General features: G+C 70.3%; 21 protein-coding genes. 13 read left to right on the top strand and 8 right to left on the bottom strand.

From position 1 onward, the window contains the following. Positions 1-553: 553 nt before the first annotated feature. Positions 554-3265 carry a pyruvate, phosphate dikinase gene (ppdK, locus tag AB0G79_RS07790; protein ID WP_360801773.1) on the bottom strand — a complete coding sequence of 904 codons (2712 nt, stop codon included), beginning with the start codon at positions 3263-3265 and terminating at the stop codon, positions 554-556. A gap of 366 nt (positions 3266-3631) precedes the next feature. Then, a complete protein-coding gene (gene dusB, locus AB0G79_RS07785; RefSeq protein ID WP_360801771.1) occupies positions 3632-4768 on the bottom strand; it encodes a tRNA dihydrouridine synthase DusB in 1137 nt (378 codons plus the stop codon). A gap of 112 nt (positions 4769-4880) precedes the next feature. On the opposite strand from dusB, the gene AB0G79_RS07780 reads away from it, so the two are divergent. Together AB0G79_RS07780 and AB0G79_RS07775 are read left to right on the top strand one after the other, a co-directional pair. Then, the gene (locus tag AB0G79_RS07780; RefSeq protein ID WP_360801768.1) at positions 4881-6359 is read left to right on the top strand and encodes an MFS transporter; all 1479 of its coding nucleotides are present in this window, start codon (positions 4881-4883) and stop codon (positions 6357-6359) included. Positions 6360-6485: 126 nt separating this feature from the next. Next, entirely contained in the window at positions 6486-7190 is a 705-nt protein-coding gene (locus AB0G79_RS07775; RefSeq protein ID WP_360801765.1) for a VC0807 family protein, read from the top strand. 67 nt (positions 7191-7257) lie between these two features. On the opposite strand, the gene AB0G79_RS07770 is transcribed toward AB0G79_RS07775, so the two are convergent. Continuing rightward, complete coding sequence (locus AB0G79_RS07770) at positions 7258-8637, bottom strand: glycine--tRNA ligase (RefSeq protein WP_360801762.1); 1380 nt, start codon at positions 8635-8637, stop codon at positions 7258-7260. Positions 8638-8814: 177 nt separating this feature from the next. Between AB0G79_RS07770 and AB0G79_RS07765 the strand changes: the two genes are divergently transcribed. The 4 genes from AB0G79_RS07765 (at position 8815) to AB0G79_RS07750 (ending at position 11986) form a co-directional block, all read left to right on the top strand. Then, positions 8815-9804 (top strand): metal ABC transporter substrate-binding protein, encoded by a 990-nt coding sequence (locus tag AB0G79_RS07765; protein ID WP_360801759.1) that lies wholly within the window; start codon positions 8815-8817, stop codon positions 9802-9804. Positions 9805-9848: 44 nt separating this feature from the next. Beyond that, complete coding sequence (locus tag AB0G79_RS07760) at positions 9849-10613, top strand: metal ABC transporter ATP-binding protein (protein ID WP_360801756.1); 765 nt, start codon at positions 9849-9851, stop codon at positions 10611-10613. Positions 10614-10615: 2 nt separating this feature from the next. Further along, the gene (locus AB0G79_RS07755; protein ID WP_360801753.1) at positions 10616-11491 is read left to right on the top strand and encodes a metal ABC transporter permease; all 876 of its coding nucleotides are present in this window, start codon (positions 10616-10618) and stop codon (positions 11489-11491) included. 84 nt (positions 11492-11575) lie between these two features. Beyond that, a complete protein-coding gene (locus AB0G79_RS07750) occupies positions 11576-11986 on the top strand; it encodes a Fur family transcriptional regulator (protein ID WP_360801751.1) in 411 nt (136 codons plus the stop codon). A 59-nt stretch (positions 11987-12045) separates the two neighbouring features. On the opposite strand, the gene AB0G79_RS07745 is transcribed toward AB0G79_RS07750, so the two are convergent. Genes AB0G79_RS07745 through recO form a run of 3 tightly spaced genes read right to left on the bottom strand, consistent with a single transcriptional unit; the run spans position 12046 to position 14174 of the window. After that, positions 12046-12579 (bottom strand): YcxB family protein, encoded by a 534-nt coding sequence (locus tag AB0G79_RS07745; protein ID WP_360801748.1) that lies wholly within the window; start codon positions 12577-12579, stop codon positions 12046-12048. A gap of 10 nt (positions 12580-12589) precedes the next feature. Continuing rightward, on the bottom strand, positions 12590-13414 hold the full coding sequence (locus tag AB0G79_RS07740) for an isoprenyl transferase (protein ID WP_360801745.1): 825 nt from the start codon (positions 13412-13414) through the stop codon (positions 12590-12592). A 10-nt stretch (positions 13415-13424) separates the two neighbouring features. Beyond that, on the bottom strand, positions 13425-14174 hold the full coding sequence (recO, locus tag AB0G79_RS07735; protein WP_360801742.1) for a DNA repair protein RecO: 750 nt from the start codon (positions 14172-14174) through the stop codon (positions 13425-13427). A 146-nt stretch (positions 14175-14320) separates the two neighbouring features. Here recO and AB0G79_RS07730 point away from each other — a divergent pair, with 146 nt between their 5' ends. Further along, positions 14321-14794: a carboxymuconolactone decarboxylase family protein gene (locus tag AB0G79_RS07730; protein WP_360801739.1), complete on the top strand. Its 474-nt coding sequence runs from the start codon at positions 14321-14323 to the stop codon at positions 14792-14794. Between the two features lie 33 nt (positions 14795-14827). Then, positions 14828-15757, top strand: a complete 930-nt coding sequence (locus AB0G79_RS07725; RefSeq protein ID WP_360801736.1) for an RNA polymerase sigma-70 factor — start codon at positions 14828-14830, stop codon at positions 15755-15757. Here the strand turns inward: AB0G79_RS07725 and AB0G79_RS07720 are convergent. Both AB0G79_RS07720 and AB0G79_RS07715 read right to left on the bottom strand, forming a co-directional pair. Further along, positions 15754-15969 (bottom strand): hypothetical protein, encoded by a 216-nt coding sequence (locus tag AB0G79_RS07720; protein ID WP_360801733.1) that lies wholly within the window; start codon positions 15967-15969, stop codon positions 15754-15756. The two genes, AB0G79_RS07725 and AB0G79_RS07720, sit on opposite strands and share 4 nt — an antisense overlap. Next, on the bottom strand, positions 15966-16187 hold the full coding sequence (locus tag AB0G79_RS07715) for a hypothetical protein (RefSeq protein ID WP_360801730.1): 222 nt from the start codon (positions 16185-16187) through the stop codon (positions 15966-15968). Before AB0G79_RS07715 ends, AB0G79_RS07720 begins: the two co-directional genes overlap by 4 nt. 132 nt (positions 16188-16319) lie before the next feature. On the opposite strand from AB0G79_RS07715, the gene AB0G79_RS07710 reads away from it, so the two are divergent. The 5 genes from AB0G79_RS07710 to AB0G79_RS07690 all read left to right on the top strand — a co-directional run bounded on the left by AB0G79_RS07710 (position 16320) and on the right by AB0G79_RS07690 (position 19197). Further along, the gene (locus tag AB0G79_RS07710; RefSeq protein ID WP_360801723.1) at positions 16320-17153 is read left to right on the top strand and encodes a helix-turn-helix transcriptional regulator; all 834 of its coding nucleotides are present in this window, start codon (positions 16320-16322) and stop codon (positions 17151-17153) included. Beyond that, the gene (locus AB0G79_RS07705) at positions 17135-17329 is read left to right on the top strand and encodes a DUF397 domain-containing protein (RefSeq protein WP_360801720.1); all 195 of its coding nucleotides are present in this window, start codon (positions 17135-17137) and stop codon (positions 17327-17329) included. Before AB0G79_RS07710 ends, AB0G79_RS07705 begins: the two co-directional genes overlap by 19 nt. Beyond that, positions 17326-17490: a hypothetical protein gene (locus tag AB0G79_RS07700; protein ID WP_360801717.1), complete on the top strand. Its 165-nt coding sequence runs from the start codon at positions 17326-17328 to the stop codon at positions 17488-17490. The genes AB0G79_RS07705 and AB0G79_RS07700 overlap by 4 nt, the downstream gene beginning before the upstream one ends. A 30-nt stretch (positions 17491-17520) precedes the next feature. Then, positions 17521-18318, top strand: a complete 798-nt coding sequence (locus AB0G79_RS07695) for a hypothetical protein (RefSeq protein WP_360801714.1) — start codon at positions 17521-17523, stop codon at positions 18316-18318. 66 nt (positions 18319-18384) lie between these two features. Continuing rightward, positions 18385-19197: a hypothetical protein gene (locus tag AB0G79_RS07690; RefSeq protein ID WP_360801711.1), complete on the top strand. Its 813-nt coding sequence runs from the start codon at positions 18385-18387 to the stop codon at positions 19195-19197. The last annotated feature ends 130 nt before the right edge of the window (positions 19198-19327 follow it).

Here is a 19327-nt window from a genome sequence, read left to right as displayed (position 1 = left end):
CAACGAGTATGCACAGCATCACAGCACGTTACCAGGGTGTTTCAGCCAGAGTTGAAAAGCATCGCGGCAAACGCTGCCGGAACGAAAAGCTAGGCGGGTCGGGCAGGAAACCTTCAGGACCGAGGTGGCGTGACGAAGACCGTGGGGGGCTTTGCGCGTCCGGCGGCGGTCGGCGAGGTTGCGGCTCACCTGCCCGGCATCGGTAAAGGGCGCGGCCTCCGGGTGGGGATCCGGAGGCCGCGCCTGTCCGTTTCTTCACTTGAGAAAACGTGAAGAAACAGAAAAGTTCAATGGCGAAGAATTATAGCCGTCTCAATTGAACAGGAACTCACATCTGATCGACGGGCACGGAAAATGAGCGCGGCCAAAGACGACGGGACGGACACCTCCGCACAAAGGTGTCCGTCCCGTCTCTCTTTGGTGCCCGGAGCCGCCGCCCGTCGGTGAGGGTCCTGAGAGACCGACGGCGGCTCCGGTGGTACCGCTGCCGAACCGGGGGCCGGGGGGCCCGACCGCCACACCCGGGCCCCGGTTCAGCAGGCTCTGTGAGGGATCAGCGGCTGTCGCTGCCCTTGGCCTCGGCGGCGGCACGACCGGCCTCCAGGCGCGCCACCGGGATCCGGAAGGGCGAGCAGGAGACGTAGTCGAGACCGACCTCGTGGAAGAAGTGCACCGACTCCGGGTCGCCGCCGTGCTCGCCGCAGACGCCGAGCTTGATGTCGGGGCGGGTGGCGCGGCCGGCCTGGGCGGCGCTGCGCACGAGGGCGCCGACGCCGTCCTTGTCGATGGTCTCGAAGGGGCTGACGCCGAAGATGCCCTTCTCCAGGTACGCGGTGAAGAACGAGGCCTCCACGTCGTCGCGGGAGAAGCCCCAGACCGTCTGCGTCAGGTCGTTGGTGCCGAAGGAGAAGAACTCCGCGGCCTCGGCGATCTGGCCGGCGGTGACGGCGGCGCGGGGCAGCTCGATCATGGTGCCGAGCGCGAGCTTGAGCTCGACGCCGGTGCGGGCGACGACCTCGGCGATGACCTGCTCGGCCTCCTCGCGGACGATCTCCAGCTCCTGGACGGTGCCGACGAGCGGGATCATGATCTCGACGCGCGGGTCGCCCTTGGCGTCGACGCGCTGGGCGGCGGCCTCGGCGATGGCGCGGACCTGCATGGTGAACAGGCCGGGGATGACCAGACCGAGGCGGACGCCGCGCAGACCCAGCATCGGGTTCTGCTCGTGCAGCCGGTGCACGGCCTGGAGCAGGCGCAGGTCGTTCTCGTGCGGCTCCTTGCGGGACTCGGCGAGGGCGACGCGCACCGACAGCTCGGTGATGTCGGGCAGGAACTCGTGCAGCGGCGGGTCGAGCAGGCGGACCGTGACGGGCAGCCCGTCCATGGCCTCGAAGAGCTCGACGAAGTCCGTCTTCTGCAGCGGGAGCAGGGCCTCCAGGGCCTCCTCGCGCTCCGTGTCCGTGTCGGCCAGGATCAGCCGCTCGACGAACTGGCGGCGCTCGCCGAGGAACATGTGCTCCGTGCGGCACAGGCCGATGCCCTGCGCGCCGAAGCGGCGGGCGCGGAGCGCGTCCTCGGCGTTGTCCGCGTTGGCGCGGACCCGGAGGCGGCGGACGCGGTCGGCGTACGCCATGAGGCGGTGCACGGCGGCGACGAGCTCGTCGGCGTCGTCGGCGCCGGCGTGCATGCGGCCCTCGAAGTACTCGACGACCGGGGAGGGCACGACGGGTACCTCTCCGAGGTAGACCTTGCCGGTGGAGCCGTCGATGGAGACGACGTCACCCTCCTCGACGACCTGGCCGTCGGAGGTGGTCATGCGGCGGCGCTTGGTGTCGACCTCGAGCTCCTCGGCGCCGCAGACACAGGTCTTGCCCATGCCGCGGGCGACGACGGCGGCGTGCGAGGTCTTGCCGCCGCGCGAGGTGAGGATGCCCTCGGCGGCGATCATGCCGTCCAGGTCGTCCGGGTTGGTCTCGCGGCGGATCAGGATGACCTTCTCGCCGGAGCGGGACCACTTGACGGCCGTGTACGAGTCGAAGACGGCCTTGCCGACGGCCGCGCCCGGGGAGGCGGCGATGCCGCGGCCGATCTGTTCGACCTTCGCGGTCTCGTCGAACTTCGGGAACATCAGCTGGGCGAGCTGGGCGCCGGTGACGCGCTGGAGCGCCTCGGCCTCGTCGATCAGGCCCTGGTCCACGAGCTGGGTCGCGATGCGGAAGGCGGCACCGGCGGTGCGCTTGCCGACGCGGGTCTGGAGCATCCAGAGCTGGCCGCGCTCGATGGTGAACTCGATGTCGCAGAGATCCTTGTAGTGGGTCTCCAGCGTGCTCATGATGTGCATGAGCTGGTCGTACGACGTCTTGTCGATCGACTCGAGGTCGGCGAGCGGCACGGTGTTGCGGATGCCGGCGACGACGTCCTCGCCCTGCGCGTTCTGCAGGTAGTCGCCGTAGACGCCGGCGTGGCCGGAGGCGGGGTCGCGGGTGAAGGCGACGCCGGTGCCCGAGTCGGGGCCGAGGTTGCCGAAGACCATCGAGCAGACGTTGACGGCGGTGCCGAGGTCGCTCGGGATGCGCTCCTGACGGCGGTACAGCTTCGCGCGGTCGGTGTTCCAGGAGTTGAAGACGGCCTCGATGGCGAGGTCCATCTGCTCGCGGGCGTCCTGGGGGAAGTCGCGGCCGGTCTCGGTCTTCACGATCTTCTTGAAGTGCTCGACGACCTTGCGCAGGTCGGCGGCGTCCAGGTCGGTGTCGCTGGCGACGTTCTTCGTGGCCTTGGCCTCGTCGAGGGCCTCCTCGAAGAGCTCGCCGTCGACGCCGAGGACGGTCTTGCCGAACATCTGGATCAGGCGGCGGTACGAGTCCCACGCGAAGCGCTCGTTGTCGGCCTGGGCGGCGAGGCCGTTGACGGACTCGTCGGAGAGGCCGATGTTCAGGACCGTGTCCATCATGCCGGGCATGGAGAACTTGGCGCCCGAGCGGACGGAGACGAGCAGCGGGTCGTCGGCCTGGCCGAGCTTCTTGCCCATCCGCGTCTCGAGAGCGTCGAGGTGAGCGGAGACCTCGTCGCGGAGCGCGGCGGGCTCGGAGCCGCTCTCGAGGTAGACCTTGCACGCTTCGGTGGTGATCGTGAAGCCCGGAGGCACCGGGAGGCCGAGGTTGGTCATCTCGGCGAGGTTGGCGCCCTTGCCACCGAGCAGGTCCTTCAGGTCCCTGTTGCCCTCGGTGAAGTCGTAGACGAACTTCTGATCATTGTTTTCCGACACGGGTCCCGACTCCTCGATGACTCGGTTGGCTGCCCTGACGGCGAGGAACATACCCAGATCGAAGGCTTCTGTGGAGGTACGCCTAGCGGACACATGGTCTTAACCACCCGTCCGCCAGCACTTCGAAAGTAACTGAGAGGTAGCTTCCGCTTTCAGGACCCGAAGCCCGGATGGCCGAATCTTGGCGCTGGCCGCTCAAGTGAGCGCCAATCGGAGCATTTGTGTTCAACTCTTGAACGCAAAAAGGGTGGCACCCCGTGCCACCCTTCAGGCGGTGCAGCCGTCCGTAACCTGCTCATGTGAGCGCCACCCCCCTCAGGGGTGGCGAGGATCACTCCTCGGGGCGCACGAATGAGCGGCCCGATCTCACCCTCCGGACGTGTCCAGCTCGGCGTCCTCGCTCACGCCAGCGCAGTCGTACGGGTCCTTCAACCAGCCGTCCGGCAGGACAACCCGGTTGTTTCCGGACGTACGGCCCCGGGGGCCGTCCGCACCCACCGGCCACGGCTGGTCCAGATCAAGCTCGCTCAACTGAGCGCGCAATTCGTCCAGCGATGAAGTAATCGCCAGCTTCTTGCGCATCTCGGAGCCGACGGCGAAGCCCTTCAGGTACCAGGCCACGTGCTTGCGGAAGTCGATGACACCGCGTGCCTCGTCGCCCAGCCACTCGCCGAGCAGCCGCGCGTGCCGCACCATCGCGTCCGCGACCGCCCGCAGCCCCGGCTGCGCGTACTCCCCCGTGCCCTCGAACCCGGCCACGAGGTCCCCGAAGAGCCACGGCCGCCCGAGGCAGCCGCGCCCGACCACGACGCCGTCGCAGCCGGTCTCCTTCATCATCCGCAGCGCGTCGTCCGCCGACCAGATGTCGCCGTTGCCGAGCACCGGGATCTCCGGCACGTGCTCCTTGAGCCGCGCGATGGCGTCCCAGTCGGCCGTGCCGCCGTAGTGCTGGGCGGCGGTCCGCCCGTGCAGCGCGATGGCGGTGACGCCCTCCTCGACGGCGATCCGCCCCGCGTCGAGGTAGGTGATGTGGTCGTCGTCGATGCCCTTGCGCATCTTCATGGTGACCGGCAGGTCACCCGCGTTCGACACGGCCTCGTGGAGGATCGCGCGCAGCAGCGGCCGCTTGTACGGCAGCGCCGAGCCGCCGCCCTTGCGGGTCACCTTCGGGACCGGGCAGCCGAAGTTCAGGTCGATGTGGTCGGCGAGGTCCTCGTCCACGATCATGCGGACGGCCTTGCCGACGGTCACCGGGTCGACGCCGTACAGCTGGATCGAGCGCGGCTGCTCGGTCGCGTCGAAGCGGATGAGCTGCATCGTCTTCTCGTTGCGCTCGACCAGGGCGCGCGTCGTGATCATCTCGCTCACGAACAGCCCCTTGCCGCCGGAGTACTCGCGGCAGAGGGTACGGAAGGGGGCGTTGGTGATGCCGGCCATGGGCGCGAGCACCACCGGCGGCTGCACGATGTGCGGGCCGATGGCGAGAGGGGAGAACGCGGTCATTGGCCCATTGTCCCGCACCGCGCGCTCAAGCCGTCAGCCGTCCCGCACCGCGCGCTCAAGCCGTCAGCCGTCCCGCACTGCGCGCTCGAGTCCCCAGCCCTACGATCCGCACATGCCCGAGCTCACGCCCCCGAAGCTCCCGCCCCCGACCGCCCCCGACCAGCTCCCCCGCCGCAGACAGCTGCTCGTCCTGGCGATCTGCTGCATGAGCCTGCTCATCGTCAGCCTCGACAACACCGCGCTCAACGTCGCCCTCCCGTCCATCGGCCGCGAGCTCGACGCCGGCGTCTCCGGGCTCCAGTGGACGATCGACGCCTACAGCCTCGTCATCGCCACCCTCCTCATGCTCGGCGGCTCCACCGCCGACCGGATCGGCCGCCGCAAGGTCTTCGTGACCGGCCTCGTCGTCTTCGCGCTCGGTTCGCTGCTCTGCTCCCTCGCGCCCAGCCTGGAGGCGCTCGTCGCCTTCCGGGCGCTCCAGGCCGTCGGCGGCGCGATGCTCAACCCGGTCGCGATGTCGATCATCACCAACACCTTCACCGAGCCCGCCGCCCGCGCCCGGGCCATCGGCGTCTGGGGCGGGGTCGTCGGCATCTCCATGGCCGCCGGGCCGCTCGTGGGCGGTCTGCTCGTCGAGGCCGTGGACTGGCGGGCGATCTTCTGGGTGAACCTCCCGGTCGCGACCGTCGCCCTCCTCCTCACCCTGCGGTACGTCCCCGAGTCCAGGGCTCCCCGGCCCCGCCGTCCCGACCCCGTCGGACAGGTCCTCGTCGCGGTGCTCCTCGGCTCGCTCACGTACGCGATCATCGAAACCGCCCCGCTCTTCGCCCTGGTCGCGGCCGCCGCGCTCGCCGGGCTGCTCCTGTACGAGCCGCGCCGCCGCGAGCCCCTGATCGACCTGCGGTTCTTCCGCAGCGCGCCGTTCAGCGGGGCCACCGTCATCGCGGTCTGCGCCTTCGCCGCGCTCGGCGGCTTCCTCTTCCTGAACACGCTGTACCTCCAGGACGTGCGGGGCCTCTCCCCCCTGGACGCGGGCCTGTACATGCTGCCGATGGCGGGCATGACCTTCGTCTGCGCCCCGCTCTCCGGGCGGCTCACGGGCGCTCGTGGGCCGCGCCCCTCGCTGCTCGTCGCGGGGACGGCCATGGCGGCGGGCCCGCTGCTCTTCGCCGCGTTCGAGGCGGAGACGAGCGACGCGCTGCTCTTCACCGGGTACGTGCTCTTCGGCATCGGCTTCGGCGTCGTGAACGCGCCGATCACCAACACGGCCGTCTCGGGCATGCCCCGCGCCCAGGCGGGGGTGGCCGCGGCGGTGGCGTCCACGAGCCGCCAGGTCGGCCAGACCCTCGGCGTGGCGGTGGTCGGCGCGGTCCTGGGTGCCGGGATGGCCGGGGGCTCGCGCGAGGAGGTGTTCACGGCCGCCGCCCGCCCCGGCTACTGGATCGTGACGGCCTGCGGGCTCGCGGTCCTCGCCGTGGGCGCCCTGACGAGCGGCGCGTGGGCCCGCGGCACGGCGGAGCGGACGGCGCGGGCCCTGGAGACGGCCGACGGCCCGCCGGCGCCCGTCCCGGGGGCCCAGCGGAGGCGATGACGGACAGGGGGATCTGCCGTCACGAGAACCACTTGAAGATCATTTGGCCCGGAATCTCCCCTTCCCTGTCCGGTGCATGACTAGCCTGCCCAGGCAGCACCCGACCGTCTTCACCCAGGGGGAACCATGTCCGCACCCGACCGACCGGGCCCTCCCGCCCGCTCCGGCGCAGCCTCCGCACTCGGCTGGATCCTGACCATCGGCCTCAACGTGGTCGCGCCGATCGTCACGTACAACACGCTCACCGAGGACCACGGCTGGTCCGAGTTCGCCGCGCTGCTCGCGAGCAGCGCGTGGCCCGTCCTGGACACCGCGATCATGGTGGCCTGGCGGCGCAAGGTGGACGAGTTCGCGCTCGTCACCCTGGTCTTCCTGGTGATCACGGCGGTGGTCTCGCTCGTCGGCGCGCACACCGCCCGCGCGCTCCTGGTCAAGGACTCGGGCGTGACGGGCCTCTTCGGCCTGCTCTGCCTGGCGACGCTCCTGGCGCCCCGCCCGCTGATGTTCTACTTCGGCCGCAAGTTCGCGACCGACGGCACCCCGGCGAGCACGGCGTGGTGGAACGGCATGTGGGAGTACGAGGGCTTCCGCTCGACCATGCGCACGATGACGCTGGTGTGGGGCGTGGCGTACGTGGCCGAGGCCCTGGTCCGCATCGCCCTGGCGTACGCGCTGCCGACCGACACCATGGTCGTCGTCAGCCCGGTCCTGCTCTACTCGGTCCTCGGCGCACTGGGCGTCTGGACGGCCTGGTTCGGCAAGCGCCGCGCGGCCGAGGGCGCCCGGCGCCAGGCCGAGGCGGAAGCGGCGGCAGCGGCGGCGGCCTCCTGAGGCGTACGGAGAAGCCCCCGGCTCCGAGAACGGAACCGGGGGCTTTCCCGTACGGGAACCCAGCGGGTCAGCAGCCGAGCAGGCGGCTGCCCAGGTAGCTCTGGATCTGGTCGAGCGAGACGCGCTCCTGCTTCATGGTGTCGCGCTCGCGCACGGTCACCGCGTTGTCATCGAGCGTGTCGAAGTCGACGGTGACGCAGAACGGGGTGCCGATCTCGTCCTGGCGACGGTAGCGGCGGCCGATGGCGCCGGCGTCGTCGAACTCGATGTTCCAGTTCTGGCGCAGGTCCGCCGCGAGGCCCTTGGCCTTCGGGGAGAGCTGCGGGTTGCGGGAGAGCGGCAGGACCGCGACCTTGACCGGGGCGAGGCGGTGGTCGAGGCGCAGCACCGTGCGCTTCTCCATGACGCCCTTGGCGTTCGGCGCCTCGTCCTCGACGTACGCGTCGAGGAGGAAGGCCAGCATCGCGCGGCCGACACCGGCGGCCGGCTCGATGACGTACGGCGTGTAGCGCTCGCCGGACTCCTGGTCGTGGTAGGTCAGGCTGGCGCCCGAGGCCTTGGAGTGCGCGCTCAGGTCGTAGTCGGTGCGGTTGGCGACGCCTTCCAGCTCGCCCCACTCGCTGCCGCCGAAGGAGAAGCGGTACTCGATGTCGGCGGTGCGCTTCGAGTAGTGGGAGAGCTTCTCCTGCGGGTGCTCGAACCAGCGCATGTTCTCCTCGCGGAGACCGAGGCCGGTGTACCAGTTCCAGCGCTGCTGCATCCAGTACTCCTGCCACTCCTCGTCCTCACCCGGCTTGACGAAGAACTCCATCTCCATCTGCTCGAACTCGCGGGTGCGGAAGATGAAGTTGCCCGGAGTGATCTCGTTCCGGAAGGACTTGCCCATCTGCGCGATGCCGAACGGGGGCTTCTTGCGCGCGGTGGTCTGCACCTGGGAGAAGTTGGTGAAGATGCCCTGGGCGGTCTCGGGGCGCAGGTACGCGACGGAGCCGGTGTCCTGGGTCGGGCCGAGGTGCGTGGAGAGCAGGCCGGAGAACTGCTTGGGCTCCGTGAAGGTGCCCTTGTTGCCGCAGTTGGGGCAGTTGAGGTCCGTGAGGCTCTCGGGGGCGCGGCCGTGCTTCTCCTCGTACGCCTCCTCCAGGTGGTCCGCGCGGAAGCGCTTGTGGCAGGAGGTGCACTCGGTCAGCGGGTCGGTGAAGGTCGCGACGTGGCCGGAGGCCTCCCAGACCTCGGTGGCCAGGATGACCGACGAGTCGATACCGACGACGTCCTCGCGCGCGGTGACCATGTAACGCCACCACTGGCGCTTGAGGTTCTCCTTGAGCTCGACGCCCAGGTGTCCGTAGTCCCAGGCGGCACGCTGACCGCCGTAGATCTCACTGCAGGGGAAAACGAAGCCACGGCGCTTGCTGAGGCTGACGATGGTGTCGATCTTGTCGGCGGCCACGGTGCTCTCTTCATTACGACGACGAAGTGCGAATGCCACAGGTTACCGGCGCGCCCACCCCCCGCATCAAATCGGTTCCCCGCGCCCACCCCCGCCCTCGCCGCGGCCGCTGACCGTGGCCCGGGCCACACATAGGACAATTGACAATCGTTTCCACTTTTGTTGAAAATGAGTGTCATGAACGTACGCCGTCTGATACCCACCACCGCCGTCGCCGGAGCCGTCACCCTCGGTCTCGTCACCCTCTCCGCCTGCGGCGGAACGTCCAACGCCGCGGACAAGGGGGACGGCGGAAAGCTGGACGTGGTCGCGTCGTTCTACCCCATGCAGTACCTGGCCGAGCAGATAGGCGGCGGCCACGTGGCCGTCAACACGCTCACCAAGCCCGGCGTCGAACCCCACGACCTGGAGCTCAAGCCGAAGCAGATCGGCGAGCTCGGCGAGGCCGACGTCATCCTCTACCTCAAGGGCATCCAGCCCGCCGTCGACGAGGCCATCGCCCAGGCCGGCGTCAAGAACACGGTCGACGCCGCCACCCTCACCACGCTCGAAGAGCACGGCAACGAGGTCGGCCACGCCCACGAGGGCGAGGAGCACGCCGCCGAGGAGGCCGGCCACGAGGGCCACGACCACGGGTCCGAGGCCGGCGCCGACCCCCACATCTGGCTCGACCCCGTGAAGTACGCCGAGGTCGCCAAGGGCGTGGGCAGCGCCCTGGAGAAGGCGGACCCGGGCCACGCCGCCGACTACAAGAAGAACACCGACGCCCTGGTGAAGAAGCTCGGCGCCCTGAACACCGAGTTCGAGACGGGGCTCAGGAACACCACCACGAAGACGTTCATCACCACCCACTCCGCCTTCGGCTACCTCGCCGAGCGCTACGGCCTGGAGCAGGAGGGCATCACCGGCATCGACCCCGAGTCGGAGCCGAGCCCCGCCCGCATCAAGGAGCTCCAGGACATCGCGGAGAAGGACAAGGTCTCCACCGTCTTCTTCGAGACCCTCGCGAGCGACAAGACCGCGAAGACCCTCGCGGGCGACACCGGTCTCAAGACCGACGTGCTCGACCCGCTGGAGGGAATCACCGACAAGTCCAAGGGCGATGACTACATCGAGGTCATGCAGTCCAACCTCGCCGCGTTGAAGAAGGCCCTCGGCGCCAAGTGACCAGGGCAGCACAGGCGACACAGGCAGCACAGCAGGAGGCACGCATGAGCGACGAGCCCGTCATTTCCGTCCGCGGAGCCACGGCGACGCTCGGCTCCCGGCCCGTCCTCCGGGGCGTCGACCTCACCGTCCACCGCGGTGAGGTCGTCGCGCTGCTCGGCGCCAACGGCTCGGGCAAGTCGACCGCCGTCCGCTCCGTCATCGGCCAGGTCCCGCTGACCGGCGGCCGGATCGAGCTGTTCGGCACGGAGCAGAAGCGGTTCCGCGACTGGGCCCGCGTCGGTTACGTACCGCAGCGGACGACCGCCGCCAGCGGCGTCCCCGCGACGGTCCGGGAGGTCGTCTCCTCCGGCCGGCTCTCCCGCCGCAGGTTCGGCTGGACGACGAAGGAGGACCGGGCCGCCATCGAGCGGGCCATCGCCCTCGTCGGCCTCGCCGACCGGGCCAGGGACTCCGTCTCCGCGCTCTCCGGCGGCCAGCACCAGCGCGTGCTGATCGCCCGCGCGCTCGCCTCCGAGCCCGAGCTGCTGATCATGGACGAGCCGATGGCCGGCGTGGACCTCGCGAGCCAGGAGATCCTGGCCGCGACCCTGCGCGAGCAGGTCGCGGGCGGCACGTCCGTCCTCCTCGTCCTGCACGAGCTCGGTCCGCTCGAACCGCTCATCGACCGCGCGGTCGTGCTCCGCGACGGCTGCGTCGTCCACGACGGCCCGCCGCCGGAGGCCGTCGGCCAGCACGCGCTGCCCGGCCACGACCACGTACATCCGCACGCGGCCGGCGAGCCGCTCCGCACGGGACTGCTGACCTGACCATGGAAATCCTCCAGCTCGCCTTCATGCAGCGCGCGCTCCTCGCGGCCGTGCTCGTCGGCATCACCGCGCCCGCCGTCGGCATCTACCTCGTCCAGCGCCGCCAGGCGCTCATGGGCGACGGCATCGGCCACGTCGCCATGACCGGTGTCGGCCTCGGCTTCCTGATGAACTCCAACCCGGTCTGGATGGCGACCCTCGTCGCCGTCGCGGGCGCCGTCGCGATGGAGCTGATCAGGGCGTACGGGAAGACCCGCGGCGACCTCGCGCTCGCGCTCCTCTTCTACGGCGGCATGGCCGGCGGCGTCCTGCTGATCAACCTGTCGCCGACCGGCTCGAACGCCAACCTCAGCTCGTACCTCTTCGGCTCGCTGTCGACGGTGTCGACCGAGGACATCACGGCCATCGCGCTCCTCGCGGCCTTCGTCGTCCTCGTCACGGTCGGCCTGCGCAAGCAGCTCTTCGCCGTCAGCCAGGACGAGGAGTTCGCCCGCGTCACCGGCCTCCCGGTCCGCGCCCTGAACCTCCTCATCGCGGTCACGGCCGCGGTGACCGTCACGGTCGCCATGCGGGTCGTCGGCCTGCTGCTGGTCAGCGCGCTCATGGTGGTGCCGGTCGCGGCGGCCCAGCAGCTGTCGAGGTCCTTCCGGACGACCTTCGTCCTCGCGGTCGCGACGGGCGTCACCGTCACCCTGGCGGGCACGGTCACCTCGTACTACCAGGACGTACCGCCCGGCGCGACGATCGTCCTGTACGCGATCGGCGTCTTCGTCGCCCTGACCCTGCTGGCGACCCCGCTGGCCCGGCGCCGGGCCCGGGCCGCCGAGGCGGCGGCGCCGGGGACGACGGGCGCGGAGAACTGCGACGTGAAGGTGTAGGAGGGCACGGCGCACGGCCCGGGAGGGCCCGTACGGGGGGCTGGCAGAATGGCGGGGGCAGCACAGACATCCAAGGAGGCCCCCGTGGTGACGGCAGGACCCCCCGTACGAGGCCGCTCGACCAAGCAGCGGGCCGCCGTGGCGGCGGCGCTGAACGAGGTGGACGAGTTCCGCAGCGCCCAGGAGCTGCACGACATGCTCAAGCACCGCGGCGACTCCGTCGGCCTCACCACCGTCTACCGCACGCTCCAGTCCCTCGCGGACGCGGGCGAGGTCGACGCGCTGCGCACCAGCGACGGCGAGACGGTCTACCGCCGCTGCTCGACCGAGGACCACCACCACCATCTGGTCTGCCGCGTCTGCGGCAAGGCCGTGGAGGTCGAGGGTCCGATGGTGGAGCAGTGGGCCGAGACGATCGCCACGGAGCACGGCTTCGTGAACGTGGCGCACACGGTCGAGATCTTCGGCACCTGCGCGGAGTGCGCGGCGAAGTAGTCGGACGTACGGCGAGGGGCCCGCACCGAATCGTTTCGGTGCGGGCCCCTCGCCGTGGGTCAGGCCTTCTCGATGTTCCGGTCGAGGACCGCCCGGAGCCGGTCGACGTCGGCCGGGTCGGGGAGGCCGTGCTTGGGCAGGTACGCGAAGCCACTGCCGGAACCCTTGGCGGTGAGCAGGACGAAGAGCCGGGGCGTCTCGACGTACCGGGGCATCAGCCCCCAGCGGACCGTCGTCTCGGTGTCCCGGGAGGACCACCGCCCGCCGTCCTCGTCGACGACGCAGGTGATCTCGCCCTGGCCCCGGACCGCGACGAAGTAGGCGCGGGCCGTCGCCCACATCGTGGCCCCGGGCAGGACGAGGAGCACGACACAGGCCGCCGCCATCTTGATCGAGACGTCCGCGTCGGGCGTTCCCGACGCCAGCGACACCAGGCCCACGAGGAGCACCACGAAGCCGACGGTGACCCGGGCGATCCACAGCGTCAGCCGCCACCAGAGCAGGGCCCGCATCCGTATCCGTACCGCCTCGCGGATGTCCGCGAAGGCGGCGGGATAGGTCAGGTGGATCGCGTCCGTCGTCGTCTCCCCCATGACGGCGGCCTCAGGCCTTGTCGAGGACGGCGAGGTCCGCCGGGTCGACGCCGCCGAAACGGCGGTCGCGGGAGGCGTACTCGACGCACGCCCGCCACAGGTCACGGCGGTCGAAGTCGGGCCACAGCACGTCCTGGAAGACCATCTCCGCGTACGCGCTCTGCCAGATCAGGTAGTTGGAGGTGCGCTGCTCGCCGCTGGGCCGCAGGAAGAGGTCGACGTCCGGCATGTCCGGGTAGTACAGGTACTTCTGGATCGTCTTCTCGGTGATCTTCGCCGGGTCGAGCTTTCCGGCCCTCACGTCCTCCGCCAGCGCCTGCGCCGCGTCCGTGAGCTCGGCGCGACCGCCGTAGTTCATGCAGAAGTAGAGCGTCAGCTTGGTGTTGTCCTTGGTCTGCTCCTGCGCGACCTGGAGCTCCTTGGCCACCGACTTCCACAGCTTCGGCATGCGGCCGACCCAGCGGACCCGGATGCCGAGCGCGTCGAGCTGGTCGCGGGTCTTGCGGATGAAGTCGCGGTTGAAGTTCATGAGGAAGCGCACCTCCTCGGGCGAGCGCTTCCAGTTCTCGGTGGAGAAGGCGTAGAGCGAGATCGCGCCGACGCCCATCTCCAGCGCGCCCTGGAGGACGTCGAGCACCTGCTCGGCGCCGACCTTGTGCCCCTCGGTGCGCGGCAGACCGCGCTCCTTGGCCCACCGGCCGTTGCCGTCCATGACGATCGCGACGTGCTCGGGGACGAACTCGGACTCCAGCTTCGGCGGGCGGGCGCCGGACGGGTGCGGCTCGGGGGTGGCGTACTCCCGGCGCTGGCGCCCGAGGATGCGTCCGATGGCCATGGGTGCTCTCCTAGCTTTTCTCTACGTACCGCAGCGAGCGCAGGCCGCGCTCCAGGTGCCAGTGCAGATAGGCGGACACGAGCCCGCTGCCCTCCCTGACGTGACGCGGCTCGCACGCGTCCGCCGTCGCCCAGTCGCCGGTGAGCAGCGCGCTGAGCAGGCCGATGGCCTCCGCAGAGGGTACGACGCTTCCGGGGACCCGGCAGTCGCCGCAGACGGATCCGCCCGCCGCGACCGAAAAGAACCGGTTGGGTCCGGGAAGGCCGCATTTCGCACAGTCGTCGAAGCTGGGCGCGTAGCCGTTCACGGCGAGGGAGCGGAGGAGGAAGGCGTCCAGGATGAGGTGCGGGGCGTGCTCGCCCCGGGAGAGGGTCCGCAGACCCCCGACGAGCAGCAGGTACTGCTGGACGGCGGGCTCGCCCTCGTGGTCGGTGAACCGTTCCGCCGTCTCCAGCATGGCGGTGCCCGCCGTGTACCGGGCGTAGTCGGTGACGATGCCCCCGCCGTACGCCGAGATCGTCTCGCTCTGCGTGCAGAGCGGCAGCCCGCGTCCGACCAGCTCACTCCCCCGGGCGAAGAACTGCACGTCCACGTGCGAGAACGGTTCGAGGCGCGCGCCGAACTTCGACTTGGTCCTGCGCACCCCGCGCGCGACGGCGCGCACGCGCCCGTGACCGCGCGTGAGCAGCGTGATGATGCGGTCCGCTTCACCCAGCTTCTGGGTGCGCAGCACGATGCCGTCGTCGCGGAACAGACTCATGCGGCCATTCTCGCGTACGGGTACGACAGTCCGGCGCGGGGAGACCCGGGGAGACCCAGGTCACACGCGACCGTGTCACAGGCGCGTGCCCTGTCTCGTCCCAGGAGTGAAGCCACTCCGACGGACACAGATCAGGAGCACACGCCATGGACGCCCGACTGAACCTCTTCACCAACCCGACCTTCGGCAAGTCCCTCAAGCACCTCATGGCGGCGGGCAAGGCGGTCAAGGAGTCGACGGTCCCGGCCGCGACCCAGGAACTGGTCGCCCTGCGCGTGAGCCAGATCAACGGCTGCGCGGCCTGCGTCGACATGCACACCAAGGACGCGGCCCACGCGGGCGAGACCGCGCAGCGGCTGAACCTGGTGGCCGTCTGGCGCGAGGCGACCGTCTACACCGAGGCCGAGCGGGCCGCCCTCGAACTCGCGGAGGAGGGCACCCGGACCGCCGACGCGGCCGGCGGCGTCAGCGACGAGGTCTGGGCACGGGCCGCCCTCCACTACGACGAGGAGCAGCTCGCCGCGCTCGTCCTGCACATCGGCTTCATGAACCTCGCGAACCGTCTGAACGTGATCACGAGGCAGCCGGCGGGCGACTACGTCCCCGGCCAGTTCCACTGACAAGATCGCGACTGACACGAAGGGGTCCGTGACATGAGCAAGGTCGAGGAGTTCGAGGAGCTGCGTCCGCTGCTCTTCTCGATCGCCTACCGCATTCTGGGCAGCGTCGGCGAGGCGGAGGACGCCGTCCAGGAGACGTGGCTGCGCTTCGACGCCTCCCCGACCAGGCCGGACAACACCAAGGCGTTCCTCTCCACCACCGTCACCCGACTCGCGATCGACGTGCTGCGCTCGGCACGCGTGCGGCGGGAGGAGTACGTGGGCCCGTGGTTCCCGGAACCCCTCCTCTCCGACCCGTACGAGGACCCGGCCCGCGCGGCGGAACTGGCCGACTCGGTCTCCATGGCGTCCCTGCTCCTCCTCGAACGCCTCACCCCTCTCGAACGGGCCGTCTTCCTCCTCCGCGAGGTCTTCGCCTTCGACTTCGCGGAGATCGCCGAGGCGGTCGACCGCTCGGAGGCCGCCTGCCGCCAGCTGCTCGTACGGGCCCGGCGCCACATGCACGAGGGACGCCCCCGTTTCGCGGCGGACCGCGAGGAACGCCGGAAGCTGGCGGCACGCTTCTTCGACGCCCTCCAGAACGGCGACGTCGACGGACTCCGCGGCCTCCTCTCCGCCGACGTCCAGCTCGTCGGCGACGGCGGCGGCAAGGCCCCCAACTTCGCCCGCACGATCCTGGGCGCGGACAACGTGGCCCGGCTCCTCGGCACGGTCTTCCCGTCGCTCCTGGCCATCGACGTCACGTGCGAGCCGCACGAGGTCAACGGCCAGCCCGGCGCGATCTACCGCGACCGGGACGGCAAGGTCCTCCAGACCATCGCCCTGGACTTCGCCGACGGCCGGATCCAGACGATCCGGGCCGTCCTCAACCCCGACAAGCTGGCCCACCTGGGCCCGGTGGCGGACGCGTGGGCACTCACGAAGGAGGTCCAGCGAATCCGCCGGGGGCGCGGGGACTTCTAGGGGACCTCGCCCCGGCTCCGGGCATTCACGTGCGCGGTGGCGGCGCTCAGCCGCTCCGCCGAGGTCGCCTCGCGCACGCCGTCGGGCTCCACGTCCCACTCCCGCCCGCCGCCGATCCCACGGAGCTGGATGTACGGGCCCTCATGCCCCATGACCGTCCCGACCCTTCCGGTACGGATCTCCACGACGTACGACCCGATGGGCAACGTCATACCTCGCCCTCCTCCCCTGCCGGCAGCGCGGCGGCGATCAGCCGTGCGGTCTCCGCCGTGCAGCATCCCAATTCCACGAGCGGCCTCGGGGGGTTCGCGGCGAGGGTGACGACGTCGAGCCCCAGCGAGGGCAGTGTGATTCCCGCCCTCGCCAGTGCCTCGCGCAATTCCGTCACGGCCGCCTGTGCGTCTTCGAGTGTCCCCGGGGTCGTCTTCATGATGTCTTCCTTCACCAACGTATGCCTTTCTGAATCCATTTCCGGCTTCGCCTCTCCAGGGTGGGGGCGGATCCGTAGAATCGGCAGACGCGCAGGCCATACAACTGGGGCGTAGTGGTGGGGAGTTAGGTCATGGCCAAGGCCAGGCGGGACGAGGCGTGGGCGTACTTCGGCGAGCTGCTGAAGGAACACCGGGAGACAGCGGGGCTCTCGCAGAGCGAGCTCGGCGATCTGGTGTTCGTCTCCGGTGGATACATCGGACTGTTCGAGCAGGGAATTCGAAAGCCACAGCTGGATGTGGCGAAGCGGATCGACACCGCACTACAAACCGGCGGTATTTTCGAACGGACAGTTCGCCATCTCATCAACAAGTCGCCGTACGCGTCCTATTTCCAGGCGGTGGCGGATCTGGAGGTCATGGCGACGCGGATCTGCGAGTTCGCACCGCTCGTGATTCCGGGCCTGCTACAGACAAGGGAGTACGCCCGGGCGGTGACGGTCGCGGCGAACCCGTTCGCCACAGAGGAGTACGTCGAGGAGAAGGTCGCATCACGCCTGCACCGGTCCCGGATCCTCAAGGACCCCACAAGGCCCGAGTATTGGGTCGTCCTGCACGAGAACACACTGGTCACACCGGTGGGTGGATCGGCGGCGATGGCAGAGCAGCTCGACCACATCGCGCAGCTGATCCGGGACCGCTGGCTCCTGCTGACCGTGATCCCCCGCGCGGCCGGAGCACACGCCTCAATGGACGGCTCACTGCGACTCATGGAGTTTGAGGACCAGCCGCCAACGGCCTATACAGAGACGTCGTTTACGGGAACGCTCCTCGATGATCCGGCAGTGGTGAAGCGCGCGCAGCGCGCCTACGATCTGCTCAGGGTCACCGCCTTGTCGCCGGCGGAGTCCCTGAACCTGATCGAGGCGGCGGCGGAGGACTTCAGACGATGCGCGCGTATGACCTGACCAACGCCCACTGGTTCAAGAGCAGCTACAGCAACGGCGAGGGCGGCAACTGCGTCGAGGTCTCCCCGGACTTCCCCGGCACCGTCCCCGTCCGTGACAGCAAGAACCCCACCGGCCCCGTCCTCGTCGTCCCCGCCGCCGCCTGGTCGGTGTTCGTCGCCGGTATCGCCGGGTGACGTCGGAGCTCCCCGCCCTCGTCCTGCGCGGCAGCGGCGACGCCGTACTCCGCCGCCAGGACGACGCGGTGACGCTCCGCCGCGCGCGCGACGCCGCCGCCACCGCGTTCGCGACCACCGGCGGGATCGGCTGGCTGACCGCCGCCGCGATCCGGCACTGAGTCCGCCGGACGCCCCCTACCATCACCCCCATGCCGAGCCTCTCGTCCATACCCGTCCTCACGGGCAAGGACCGCACCAACCTCACCGCCGTCTCCGACGGGCTGCTCCTGCGCGGTCGCCACGTGGAGATCAACATCCCGGGCCGGGCCGTGGCCCGCGTGCGCGCCGAGGGGGCTTCGGTCGCCGTCGAGCTGCGGGCTCCGGCGGGGGCCGTGCCGGTGGTGTACCGGATCGAGGGGGTCGACGCGGTACGCGCCGTCGCGTTCGCCGACGGGGTGAACTCCCTGCTCGAACCGGCGGGAGCCGACGGCGAGGAGGTCGACGGCGCTTCGCTCGTCGTCTCCGACACCCGCACGACGCCGCGGACGCGTCGCGCGCTGCGCCGGGCAAAGCGGCTCATGCTCGCCACCGTCGCGGCGACCGTCGTCGGGACCGTGGCCGCCGGGGTGGCCGGGGGCGCCGCCCACGCCGTCGTCGTCGTCATCTTCCTCCCGATGGTCTGCGTGTGCCTCGTGGGCTTCGCCCACGACCTGACGGACTGGGCCGGGATCCGGCGGATCCGCAAGCACGGCGTCAGGGAGTTCGCCCGGCCGTCGAACGCGCCGGGGACGTACCTGTACCCCGACGGCACCGGGCTGCACCACGCCCTCGTCAAGCTGAGCGGCGGGCCGTACCTGGAGGTCGTGTACGACCCCGAGGACCCGGCGGACGTCGTCTCGCTGCGGCCGGGACCCATGGAGCGCCTCTCCCACGCGGTGGGGCTGTTCCTCCTGTTCTGCGCGGCACTCTTCGGGCTCCTGATGGCGATCATGCTGTCGGAGGCCTAGGGGGTGGGCGAGACCTGGCCCGAAAAGCCTTCACCGGCCGTCCACTTCGCGCCTACGATCACGCGCATGTCGCCCACCTCACCGATACCCGCCCTCAGGGGCCCCGACGGCACCGGCGCGCGCGTCGACGGGCGGACGCTGCTCGTACGCCAGGTCATGGAGGAGATGCAGGTCTACCTGGAGGCCGTCGCCCGCCTGCGCGCCGAGGGGCGGACGCTCGCCGTCGAGCTGACGGCCGAGGCCGGGGCCGTACCGGCGGTGTACCGGTACGAGGGCGCGGACGAGGCTTCCGTCGCGGCCTTCGCGGACGCGGTGAACGCGCTGCTGCCCGAGACGCCCGCGCGGGTCGACGGCACGCAGTACATGGCGGGCGTCCGCCTGGGCCGCGACCTGCAGGAGCGGAGGCTCCACCGCGTCCTCAGGCGCTCGTCGCTGTACGGGGCCTGCGTGGTCGTCGCGGCGACGGTGGCGGCCGGCTTCGTCATGCCCGCCGCCGCGACCGCCGGGGTGGCGGTCTTCGCGACCCTCGGGATGCTGGTCCTGGTGGGCTGCGCGGCGGCGCTGTACGGGCCGTACCGCGAGGCGTACCTGCGCCGGCACGGCGTGCGCGTGACCGCCGAACGGGTTCCGGGCGAGAGCCGGTACGCCTACCGGGACGCTTCCGGTCTCGAACGGGTGGTGCGGGGCTCCGGCGAGGCGTGGACCCTCGACGTGCTCTACGACCCCCGGGATTCCGGGCGCGTGCTCGTCCCCCGTTCCCTGGGCCGGCGGCTCCCGGGGCTCGTCGGGATCGGGGCCGCCGCCCTCCTCGGCCTCGCCTTCCTCGCCCTGCCGGTCGCGGCCCTGGTCGAGGCGCTGCTCGGTCTCGACGGCGCCTGACGCACGAGGGGGGCACCGACCCCCTCATCGCCCCCCTTATGGACCCCATAAGTTCGCCTTATGAGTCCATAGACCGGGCCCGGGTACCACTCCGCGCGAGAAGTTATTTAGGGTGACCTAAGTGTCGGCG

This window comes from Streptomyces sp. NPDC020807 (assembly GCF_040641575.1).
GTDB lineage: Bacteria > Actinomycetota > Actinomycetes > Streptomycetales > Streptomycetaceae > Streptomyces.
Note: the sequence above shows the minus strand (reverse complement) of the source record. Positions and strands in the feature narration are given on the sequence as shown.